The sequence below is a fragment of the Ruminococcus sp. genome, from assembly GCF_045129435.1.
GTDB lineage: Bacteria > Bacillota > Clostridia > Oscillospirales > Acutalibacteraceae > Ruminococcoides.
In genome coordinates, this window is record NZ_JBGVJL010000065.1 from 1 (window position 1) to 10,309 (window position 10,309).

8 protein-coding genes and 3 tRNA genes are annotated in these 10,309 nt (G+C 38.9%); 1 reads left to right on the forward strand and 10 read right to left on the reverse strand.

Translation table 11 applies throughout. From position 1 onward, the window contains the following. Positions 1–1,124, forward strand: a 1,124-nt coding sequence (locus ACJMMI_RS03190) for a hypothetical protein (protein WP_405353479.1), incomplete at its 5' end; no start/stop codon positions are given. A 42-nt stretch (positions 1,125–1,166) separates the two neighbouring features. On the opposite strand, the gene ACJMMI_RS03195 is transcribed toward ACJMMI_RS03190, so the two are convergent. From ACJMMI_RS03195 to ACJMMI_RS03240, 10 genes are all read right to left on the reverse strand, one after another. Then, positions 1,167–1,523, reverse strand: a complete 357-nt coding sequence (locus ACJMMI_RS03195; protein ID WP_405353482.1) for a TnpV protein — start codon at positions 1,521–1,523, stop codon at positions 1,167–1,169. Positions 1,524–1,526: 3 nt separating this feature from the next. Next, positions 1,527–1,706: a hypothetical protein gene (locus ACJMMI_RS03200; RefSeq protein WP_405353484.1), complete on the reverse strand. Its 180-nt coding sequence runs from the start codon at positions 1,704–1,706 to the stop codon at positions 1,527–1,529. Positions 1,707–2,205: 499 nt separating this feature from the next. Beyond that, positions 2,206–3,222 carry a linear amide C-N hydrolase gene (locus ACJMMI_RS03205; RefSeq protein WP_405353486.1) on the reverse strand — a complete coding sequence of 339 codons (1,017 nt, stop codon included), beginning with the start codon at positions 3,220–3,222 and terminating at the stop codon, positions 2,206–2,208. 239 nt (positions 3,223–3,461) lie between these two features. Then, positions 3,462–4,091, reverse strand: a complete 630-nt coding sequence (gene upp, locus ACJMMI_RS03210; RefSeq protein WP_405353497.1) for a uracil phosphoribosyltransferase — start codon at positions 4,089–4,091, stop codon at positions 3,462–3,464. A gap of 84 nt (positions 4,092–4,175) precedes the next feature. Then, positions 4,176–5,735 carry a glycoside hydrolase family 32 protein gene (locus ACJMMI_RS03215; protein WP_405353489.1) on the reverse strand — a complete coding sequence of 520 codons (1,560 nt, stop codon included), beginning with the start codon at positions 5,733–5,735 and terminating at the stop codon, positions 4,176–4,178. 120 nt (positions 5,736–5,855) lie between these two features. Beyond that, positions 5,856–8,441 (reverse strand): NYN domain-containing protein, encoded by a 2,586-nt coding sequence (locus ACJMMI_RS03220; protein ID WP_405353492.1) that lies wholly within the window; start codon positions 8,439–8,441, stop codon positions 5,856–5,858. A gap of 302 nt (positions 8,442–8,743) precedes the next feature. After that, positions 8,744–9,718 carry an IS30 family transposase gene (locus ACJMMI_RS03225; RefSeq protein WP_405353494.1) on the reverse strand — a complete coding sequence of 325 codons (975 nt, stop codon included), beginning with the start codon at positions 9,716–9,718 and terminating at the stop codon, positions 8,744–8,746. A 233-nt stretch (positions 9,719–9,951) separates the two neighbouring features. Then, a tRNA-Gly gene (locus ACJMMI_RS03230) sits at positions 9,952–10,027 on the reverse strand. A gap of 37 nt (positions 10,028–10,064) precedes the next feature. Beyond that, positions 10,065–10,140, reverse strand: a tRNA-Val gene (locus tag ACJMMI_RS03235). A 53-nt stretch (positions 10,141–10,193) separates the two neighbouring features. Beyond that, positions 10,194–10,268: transfer RNA gene (locus ACJMMI_RS03240), tRNA-Cys, on the reverse strand. Positions 10,269–10,309 lie beyond the last annotated feature (41 nt).

Here is a 10,309-nt window from a genome sequence, read left to right on the forward strand (position 1 = left end):
ACGTTACATTTCTTTCGTTTGCCGAATTCTTTATTGGGCATTGTGGTCGTACAGGTGATGCGGATGCATTGTTTTTATTGCTGTATCTCATTTCAATGACCGGCTTAGTTATTTCAAAAACACATCATTGGGGTCTTTACATTTTTGGAATAGGTTTCTCATTAGCTTTCTTAACAAAAAGTTTTCACGCCGCTCCTATAATGCTTATAGGAATAGCGTATATAATCCTGAGTAAACTATATAAACAACTAAAACTAAAGGATTATATTATTACATTTATAACTTCCACATTACCGATTGTTATTTGGGCAGTTGTTCGATACATAAACGACGGTATGGCATTTTTGGGAATAATGTTTGGTGTAGACGTAACTGACAGAATGGCTACCGGTGCCTCTAAGGGAGGCTCCTATTTCGGTTTCATAAAAGTTCTGTTGACCAATCGTCCAACTCAGGTAATCATAGCAATGATACTCCTATGTTATATCATTCAGTTCATCGTAAAAAGAACAATTAAAATCGGTATCAGCAATTTTCAGTTGCTTCTGTATGTATGGTTTTTTGTTACATTAATCTTTTTCAGTTTAACAAGAACGATTGAATTTTGGTATTATATTCCTACCTTTCTCTGTTTAATTCTCCTTGTATCCATTACCATAAATGATACTATTCTATTGATAAAACAACAAGGAGTCAAATCTCATATTCTAATATCAGTATCCTCATTTTGCTTGATTGCTCTATTTACAGCTTTTAGCTTTCTCGGTATATATAGAAATATAAAATCAACATTTGAGATAAGAGAAACAATGGCACAAAATGCGATTGTTAACTTTACAAAGCAAAATCCTACCTTTGAAGGTTATGATTGTTACTTTGTTAAATCAAAGAGCGAAGATCCATACCCTCTTGAAAATATCAAGGAAGGCGTTTGGGAACAGTGCGATGTTTTATGTGCTGAACTAAATGGAGATTATAAATGTTTAAACGGAGGAATAGAAGGATTTAGAAATAATAAAAAGTCGATATTATTTATAGAAAAATCTCTGTTTGAAAATCACCAAAACGAGCTTATTCAATATGAGACTTATGAAGACTCGAACTATAATATCTTAATTCACTAATATTTTGGGCGAAGATGAAACAAATCATCTTCGCCCGAAGTATTATGCAAATATTAACTCGCTGTTGACAATCTCGATTGCCTGATTATGTATATTATTCATCTTCCGGACCCATTGCATTTGATCCTCAGCTTTGAGTTGTTCGCTTACGCCGTCCTCTTTTACAAGTTGATTTACAAGCCGAAAGAACATATCCTCTGCCTGCTCATCAATGTCAGCGAGGTAGGCTGTGAGTTTGCAGCTTGTCAGCAAGTTTGTATATAGGATTGGGCGGTAATGCTCAATATACTTCAAATGCCGCTTACCCCAAATGCCGATTTCAACTTTCGGTTGTTCAGGTAACAACAAATCGGGTAGTAAATAATCTCCCTGCTGCGTGTATGTAATCTTTTTAGCCATAATTCAAACCTCCTTGACCTTGATTTTCTTGACTTTGGCTTTCGTGAACTTGATCAGCAGCTCGTCGATGATATCGGTGTACTTGCCCTGTATTATTAGGTTGTTTCTCAAATCAATCAAGCTGTTGATGACGGTACACCGCTCATCAGGTGTTAGATAAATGTGATACTTTGGATTTCTCATTGTCATTTCCTCCTTGACTTGAATTTTACATCCATATTATAGGAAGAAATTGAATAAATCACAAATGTGCGAGCGAGAAAAGTGTGTAACTGCCGATAAAACCTGAATTTTTCATAAGTCCGTTATGAACACTCGTACCACAAAGGGTATTGATACATCATAGTATTAATACCCTTAAATTTTTTATAAAAATTCTTTCAGGACTGTGCTGTGAGCTTTGCGAGGAAATGCCCTTGGGGTACGAGCGTTAATGATATTAATTCAAATAAACAAAAAGGCGGATATGCAATACTGCTCAACAGCAATCAAACTGGGAGCAATAAGAACAAGCATATCCGCCTTTTGACATAATAGTCAAAGCTAAATCTATATATGGCCGGGAGTCAATAAGCTCTAATTGCCGTTACCCAGTAGTTCCAAGTATAGATTTAATGTTATTAAAAGTAACTTTAACAACATTTATATGGTAATACATAATAGCAAAAATGTCAATAGAAAATTAATAATTAATACTGTAGGAATAAGCGTCCTTCCAGTTGCGGCGGAGGACTATTTTGGCGGTGAGGTCGGTTTCGTTATAAACTATTGACCATTGGGTGTTGCTTGTAATATCCATTGGGTTTGGAAGCTGAGAGGCTGATTTTAAGGCATTCCACGCAGATTCTGTAGTGTAATTGCCACTCTCGCTTTCAAAAACTTTCTCAATTTTATCATACCGCTCTTTGCCGTGACCATAAACTCCATTCTTTTGATTTGGCAAAACCTTGTCAATGTACATTCCGTAGAAATTTGTAATTGTGCGGATTGGTGTGGCAATAAGGGGACGCTTTGGATTGTCGCAATCGTATTCCACTACCCTACCGTCACCGCTTGCATCGGTTATGTAAAAATGATAATCTCTGCCGCTCGTCGCAAACATATCATATTTACTCAGTAAATCAACCGCCTCCTGAGTTGAAGCTGCCCTGTCGAGAACAAGGCGAATTGCAAGTGTTGTGCCAATGGCAGGTTTGCCTGTGCTTTGTCGAGTAGGCTTGCTGTCAAGGGTGAGAACCGCAATAGAAACTCCCTTTTCGTTCATTCCGTCAAGGCAGATAAAGGGTGCGATAAGGCAAGTGAGCTTGTTTTTTATGCTCTCATCTGCGACATTTGCCTTGATATTGTCAAGTGCAGCTGTGGCAACGGATTTGTAGCCGTTCTTAGGATTGCAATACACAAGCAATGCGGAGGAATCATTCTTGAAATCATAATTTCTGCCCATTAATATATTGCCATTTTTAGCACGCATAGTAAACGCACTGCAGGCAAATTTGGGTGCATTAATGTTAATCGGCAAAAATGGCAGAGATTCGCTTGCAATAGCATTAACAAAACTCTGGTCATCGGTAATGCCTTTTTCAATGATTTTATCAATGCTGTAATTGTACTTTATATTCATTTTGTAAATATTGAAATCAGCATAATTGCTGACTTTAATTATAGATGCCATACTCTGAAATCTTCTGAAATAAAACACAATGTAATGCCTCCAATCGAAAGTACACATACTAAAATTGCGAATAAATCATATTGCGATTTTATTGTATCATATTGCAGTTTGTAAATCAACATTTTATCATAATATTATTGCATTTTTTTATATATCGGTAAATTATTTCAAAAAGGACTTATCTACTGCTTAGAAGGCAGTTGTTCTGTCATAAAAAAGGAGTAACCGTAAATCACGGCTACTCCTATATTTATTAGTGTTTTTAATTATTTAGTACCGAAAATTCTGTCGCCGGCATCACCAAGACCCGGACGAATATATGCGTTTTCGTCAAGTTCTCTGTCAAGAGCACCGACATAAAGCTGAATGTCAGGGTGAGCCTTCATCAAAGCTTCTACGCCCTGCGGTGCGGCAATAATTGACATAAATTTAATCTTTTGACCGCCATGCTGTTTGATGTAATCAACTGCGGCAACGGCTGAGCCGCCTGTAGCAAGCATTGGGTCAACAACAACGATCTGTCTTTGGTCGATTGGCTCGGGAAGCTTGCAGTAATATTCGTGAGGCTCGTGAGTAACTGGGTCACGGTAAAGACCAATGTGTCCCACTCTTGCAGATGGCACAAGGGCAAGAATACCGTTTACCATACCAAGACCGGCTCTGAGAATCGGCACAACTGCGAGCTTTTTGCCTGAAATTACAGGCTGTTTGCTCTCCTCAAGCGGAGTTTTGATTGTGATTTCCTGAGTTTCAAGGTCTGAAAGTGCCTCGTAACCCATAAGCATTGCGATTTCCTCAACAAGCTTTCTAAATTCGTTTGTAGAAGTGCTCTCTTTTCTGAGCAATGTGATTTTGTGTCTAATCAATGGGTGTGTCATATATGAAACAGACATAATTTTCCTCCTGAATTTTAAATATTTTATTAGCTTTTAATATAATATCATATTTTGCAGATATATTCAAGCTATTATCAAAAATATTTAATATATTGATTTTAGTTCCGATATGTTGATATTATGAATTATTGCATTGTCAGAATTTATGCTAAGCGTGTTTAAATTGCTGTCCTGAATGTATGCCATACCCATAAATACTGTGCCGTAGTCGGCAAAAATTTCTGTATAAATTGTGTCGTAAATAATTCTAAGCTCTACCCTATTATTAGCACATTTTAGCTGTGCTGTTTTGTCAAGACAAGACAAGGTTTTATCAGTAGAATTGTACTCAATTTTAAGCCCGTATAGATTAATGGTAAATGATTTTTCGACATCGGCACATAGTGAAATATCACATGCCTTTGTATTGATTTTATGCAATAGAGGTTTTGATTTGCAGATTTCAATATCGTAGTAAGAATCAGTTCTGATGTAAAGACTTTCAAATTCCTTGATTGGCAAGGCAGAAAGGTATATATCATTGCCTACGGTCTTTATTGTCATTTCTTGTGGAATATTAAGACAACAGGCAAACGGACTGTTAGCAATAGTATTGCAGGCAAATGCTGTGCGAATTCTTCTTCCGCCAGGTATATTTGACCATGACTGAGCGGCATATGAGGCATTGCCAAAATTAAGCCTTTTTTGTTCACTTTCAATTTCAAAATGTGTTCCGTCAAATGTGCCGATATAATATCTGTCGCCTGCGGCTGAGAAAACCCACTTTACATTATCATCATTGTTGTCAACAGCAAGCGGATAAAAATCCGGACATTCCCAATCATCAGACATAGTAATTTCCTGTATTATTTGCCAGTCAAGGAGATTTTTCGATTCAAGGATTGCAAAGCTGTGCTTGTCTATAAAAAGCACCATAATATACTTATTATTCTGAGCATAGTAGATAACCTTTGGGTCACGATTTTCAGCCTTGATATTTTTAATAATTGGGTTGTTTTTGTATTTTACTAAAGTTTTTCCGCCGTCTGTGCTATAAGCAAGGCATTGTGTGAATGATTTGCCCTTTGAAGTTTCAGAAGTATTGCCGGCACAGGTGTAGAAATATAATATTGTTTGTGTGTCGCCCTGCTGTAGTCCTGCTAAATTATATTTGTCAATAATTGCACAGCCCGAAAACATAGTTCCGTCTTTATCAGGAAACAGTACATCGCCAAATTCGTGCCAATGTATTAAATCTTTACTACACGCACCGCCCCAGTGCATATTCTCCCATGTTGTCGCTACCGGGTTATGCTGAAAATACATAAGGTACTTTCCATTTGAATAAACCAGTCCGTTCGGGTCGTTTATCCAACCTCTTGAGGCTGAAAAATGCACCTGAGGTCTGTATTTCCCGTCATAAACATAGCTTATTTCATCTGTTTTATCAAAGCATATATTCATCATTGGTTCGATATTAATTGTTATATTTTTGCCTTTAAAGTGTTTTACATCTACGGGAAATTTATAGTCGGGTGCATCATTATCAAGCCTTAATAAAAGGTCATATTCAAGCTTTCCGTCAATGTAAAAATATATTCTTTTGTTTTGTGCATTATCGCTTGTCGGAAGCAATATATAATTACTATCGCATAAAAATTCCATAAATAAACCATTCCTTGAATTATAGAATAATATAGTTTGATTATAATATACACAAAAATTAATGTCAACAGATTACAAAAATATTGCCGATAGATAAAAACAATTAACTATCGGCTTAGGTTATTCATTATTTATGATTTTTCTTATTTCATCTTCCGCCTGTCTTACTTCTTCAAGAAAGGCAAGCGAGGATACACGCAATGCACCGTTGCCGAGTATTATCATCTGCTCAAGTGCGTCAGAGGTCACAACTCGAACTCTATTATTTTTAGCAAGCTTGTTCGTGACTTTTTCAATGTACATATCGGTGGTTTCAGCTTCTTTGGTATAAACAATGCTTATGCCGTTCACCTTTTCAACCTCACGATACTGCCCCTTGACCTTGTATGCGTCAAAAACGAGTATCAGATTGCATTTGCTGTAGCCCTGGTAGTTGCAGAGAATATTTATAAGCACCTGCCTTGCACCGTCAAGACTTCTTTCGGTAAGCTCCTTGAGATGCTCCCACGCAAAAATGACATTGTAGCCGTCAACAAGCAGATACTCTGTGCCGCCGTATTGCTGTGATTTTTTAAGCTTTTCTGCCGCCTTGTCAATGGCTGATACTGCGGTTACCTTTCGCCTTTCGGGGGCTTTCTTTCGCTGTGTAATCGGGCCGTAGGTTTGCTCAAAAATCTGCATAAGCTCCTTATCAAGAGCAAAAACATCATCTTGATTTTTGCATTTTGCAAAGGCATTTTCACTTTTGGTAGCAGCACTATCTTCTTTTGTCGGCTCAAGAATGCTCGGCAGATGCATATGCTGTGGCACTTCGTCCCAACTCACATTATAGCCTGCCCCATGAGAGCAGAACACAGAACTGCAGGGATTTTCTACATCGCTGTCGCAGTCGTAGCCGATGCTTTCTATAACCTCATCTGCATTGTGACACGGCTCGTATCCCTTTAAAATGCAGGCAAGTCTGCCCTTTCCGTGTGTGTACTGCATAACATCTTTTGTGTAGCTGCCCATCTCTGAAACAGGACAAGTGCCGCTTAGGGTGGTCATTTCCCCCTTGCTCTCAGGCGGAGCAAATGTGCCGTTCATACGCTGAATATCAGACATTGCCCTGCCGATATTTTCGTTTGGCACTTCCAATGTGAACTCATACACAGGCTCAAGCAGAACGCTTTTGGCACTTCGCAAGCCCTGCCGTACTGCTCTGTAGGTTGCCTGTCTGAAATCTCCGCCCTCAGTATGTTTTGCGTGAGCCTTGCCAGACACAAGGGTAATTTCAATGTCTGTAATCGGTGAGCCTGTCAGCACTCCGATGTGTGTTTTTTCGTGCAAATGTGTGAGAATAAGCCTTTGCCAGTTGCGGTCGAGCAAGTCCTCTTTACAGCGTGAATTTATAATAATTCCACTGCCACGCTTGAGTGGTTTTAACAGCAAATGTACCTCGGCATAGTGCCTCAGCGGCTCAAAATGACCCACACCCTCAACTGCATTTTCTATAGTTTCTTTATAAATGATACTGCCTGTGCTGAACTCAACATTCATTTTAAAACGCTCTGAAATTATGCTTTTCAGCACCTCAAGCTGAATGTCGCCCATAAGCTGAATGTGAATTTCCGAAAGTCGGCTGTTCCACACAACATTCAGCTGTGGGTCTTCGCTTTCGAGTATTCTCAGCTTTGCAAGGGCTGTGTGCGGGTCAACACCGTCTTGAAGGTCAACCCTGTAGGTAAGCACAGGCTCAAGCATTGGAATGTCGGAGTCGCTTTCAATTCCAAGTCCGTCACCCGGCTTTGCAAAGGTTATTCCAGTAACGGCACAAACTGTGCCTGCCGCCGCCTCATCAATAGCTGTGAACTTTTCGCCTGAATATACTCTGATTCTGTTCACTTTTTCGCTGTTTATATTTTTGTCGCTTTTTATGATTTCACGCACTTTAAGACTGCCGCCTGTCACCTTTAAAAAAGTAAGGCGGTTGCCCTGTGTGTCCTCAGAAATTTTAAAAACCTTTGCACCAAATTCCTCGCTGTACACAGGCATTTCGGTATATTCATCAAGGCAGTTCAAAAATTCCTTTACTCCCTCAAGCTTCAAGGCAGAGCCGAACATACAAGGAAAAAGCTTCCGTTGTTTTACAGCACGGATAATGTCGGATTTTTCGATATTGTCGGTATCATAGAATTTCTCTAGAATTTCATCATCACACACAGCAACGCTCTCTTTGAATGAGTCGGTGTTCCGATATGTAAAATCAACGCAGTTTTCGTCAAGATTTGTTCTAAGCTGTGCCATAACCGAAAGCTTGTCTGCACCGTCAAGATCCATTTTGTTTACAAAAATAAAGCAAGGCACATTGTACCTTTTTAGCAGTTTCCAAAGAGTTGTGGTGTGACTTTGTACGCCGCTTGTACCGCTGATTACAAGGATTGCGTAGTCGAGCACTTGTAAGGTACGCTCAGCCTCAGCCGAAAAATCAATATGCCCCGGGGTATCAAGCAAGGTGAAGTCAGTGTCATTATACTTCATAAGAGCCTGCTTTGAGAATATAGTGATGCCCCTGTCACGCTCAAGCGAGAATGTATCGAGAAACGAATCTCTGTGGTCAACTCTGCCAAGCTTTGTAATATTTCCCGAGCAATACATTAAAGCCTCCGAAAGCGTAGTTTTTCCCGAGTCAACATGAGCAAGTATTCCGACTGCAATTTTCTTCATTTTATCACCGCACCCTGCTAAACTTAAATTATGCAGTAAAATTATATCATATTTCTGTCAGATTGTAAAATCGGTTCTTTTTCGATAGTTGGGATAAATTATGGTTTAGCAGATTTATAAATTTAAATGATTTTTCAGATACGCACCAAGGCTTCCCCTTGAGGGGAAGCTGTCACGCAAGTGACTGATGAGGTGTTGAACTCGCTAAGAGTTCACTTATATCAAATCTTAGACTAAGGAAAAACGCCGTAAACGGCGACACCTCATTCGTCATTTTCTTGCGAAAATGCCACGGCAGAATGTCAAGCAAGTGCAACATAAACTTCTTTTGGAGATTTCCAGCCAAGACATTTACGAGGACGGTCATTGATTAAATCAACAACAACATCCAACTGAGCTTGAGATAATTTACGAAAATCATAGCCTTTTGGAAAGAAAAATCTTAATATGTCGTTTGTGTTCTCATTTGTACCTCGTTGCCACGGCTTGTGTGGTTCTGCAAAATACACAGGTGAGTTAATGTTTTCTTCCAAAATACGAAATTCAGAAAACTCAGAACCGTTATCTAATGAAATGCTTTTAACAACATGATTGTTAAGTAGCTGTTCAATAACCATTCTTGTTTCATCTGCATTTCGTTTGCTTAATTTTCCTGCTCTTAAATATCTCGACTTCCTATCTACAAGAGTTACAATTAACCCCTTGCCGATACCGCCATATACGGTATCTCCCTCCCAATCTCCTATTCTTGAACGGTTTTTGATTTCTTCAGGCCATTCAGGAATTATACGATCAGGGTGAATTACATTGCAATTATGATGAACATAGTTTCTATTCTTGCCTTTACGCCTTAGATGTGTACGCTTCTTTATATTGGGCAAATCTCCTCGCTTGATATAGCGATAAATCGTTGCTACACCTACAATTTGACCGGGATAGTCAATTCGCATACGCATTGCAATTTGTTCAGGCGACCAAAACAGATTTAGCTTTTCTACGACATACTTATACTTGAAACTATCAAGAGTTAAAGCTGTCCTTCGATTCTGCCGACGGCGGCAAATAGTTTGAACTTGAGCTCTCCAATGATGATAATTAAATTTATTATCACTTTTTCTTTTCGGAGAATATTTAGCTCGATTCCTGTTAACTTCACGACTAATAGTAGAAGGACTTCTTCCTAATAAAGAAGCTATGTGACGGAAAGATTTTCCTTCACTTAAAAGTTTTTGTAGACAAATTCGTTCATCATGTGTAAAATGAATATATGACGACATAGCAATCACCTTTGTGTTATTTGTTTTGTAGTAAATTCATTTTACACGAAAATTGCTATGTTGTCTATTTTTTTTGAAGTGTTGCACTTCATATGATAACATGCCGCCTTCCCCTCAGAGGGGAAGCATAAATCTGCTAAACAATAATTCACCCCAACATTTGATTAAGAGCCAATTTAATTAAAAGACAAACAAAAGTAAAAGCACCTGTCAAAAGACAAGTGCTTTCTTTTTGGAGCGGATGACGGGGCTCGAACCCGCTACCTCCACCTTGGCAAGGTGGCGCTCTACCAGATGAGCTACATCCGCATAGTAAAAGGGCAAAGGCTTTTGACTTTTGCCCTTTTGGTGGGAACAACAGGGCTCGAACCTGTGACCCTCTGCTTGTAAGGCAGATGCTCTCCCAGCTGAGCTATGCTCCCATTAGCTATTAAATTATTTGTAAAAGCACCCCTTGCGAAGTGCTTTTACAATTTGGAGGCGACACCCAGATTTGAACTGGGGAATCGGAGTTTTGCAGACTCGTGCCTTACCACTTGGCTATGTCGCCGTATTCGTGTTTGATTTGTTGTAACCTCAAACAACGATATT